1 protein-coding gene is annotated in these 509 nt (G+C 79.8%); it reads left to right on the top strand.

Going from position 1 to position 509, the window contains the following annotated elements:
• On the top strand, window positions 1-509 hold a 509-nt coding region (locus tag DZF91_RS22635; RefSeq protein WP_235834481.1), incomplete at both ends, for a roadblock/LC7 domain-containing protein.

Raw genomic sequence — 509 nt, 5'->3', positions numbered from 1 at the left:
GGGCGCGGGCGGCCACGGGCGAGCCGCCCGGAGCCGCCGGTCCGGGCGGGCAGCCGCCGGGGCCTCCCGACCCCGAGGTCCTGGCGGAGCTGAAGCGGCTGCGGGCCCGGCTGGACCGTCTGGTCGGGAGCCTGGTGGCGGACGCCGAGGGACGGCTGCTGGCCCACGACCTTCCGCCCTCGGTGGAGCCCGCCGGGATGGCGGCGCTGACCGTGACGCACCTGGCGATGTCGCACCGGCTGGCCGCCACCGCGCACGGTGGCGGATTCCACGAGGTCGTGGTGCACGGCACCGGCGGCTACGTGGCCGTCTACGCGGCGGGGTGGCACGCCTCCCTGACCGTGCTGGCCGGGCCCGAGGTGAACGTGGGGCGGCTGCATCTGGAGTCGCGTCCGGCGGCGCGGGCCATCGCCCGCCGGCTGGCCGCGAACGCCCCCGGCGATCCGGGCACCGGCCCGGGCGTCCCGGGAGGTCCCGGCGGCCCGCGTGGCCTGGGAGGTTCCGGCGGT

The sequence above is a fragment of the Actinomadura logoneensis genome, from assembly GCF_003428695.1.
GTDB lineage: Bacteria > Actinomycetota > Actinomycetes > Streptosporangiales > Streptosporangiaceae > Spirillospora > Spirillospora logoneensis.
This window is presented reverse-complemented; position numbering and strand designations above follow the sequence as displayed.